The sequence below is a fragment of the Brevibacillus sp. SIMBA_040 genome, from assembly GCF_046535075.1.
In the GTDB taxonomy this organism is placed as follows: domain Bacteria; phylum Bacillota; class Bacilli; order Brevibacillales; family Brevibacillaceae; genus Brevibacillus.
In genome coordinates, this window is sequence record NZ_JAWRXI010000388.1 from 1 (window position 1) to 240 (window position 240).

Consider the following 240-nt stretch of genomic DNA (forward strand, 5'->3'; position numbering starts at 1 on the left):
CCTGCTGGCCAAGGGCTGGGGGGTGCCCAACGCCTACGTGCGCGACGCAGCCAAGACCCTGCGCCAGTACGACGGCCAATGGGTGACGCTGACCGTCACGGGTAACGACTACCAGGTCCAGCCTGCTGAACGCCCGGCCTCCGCTGGCCCGGGCAGCCCGCCCGCCACGCCGCCGAAAGCGCAGGCGCAGTTGCCCCGGCCCGACCTGACGGTGCAGGCCCTCAAGCCGCTGGACGCCCT

General features: G+C 72.9%; 1 protein-coding gene. It reads left to right on the forward strand.

The features are described 5' to 3' along the window. Positions 1–240: hypothetical protein (locus SB752_RS33205; RefSeq protein WP_410719630.1), on the forward strand; the 240-nt coding region annotated here is incomplete at both ends.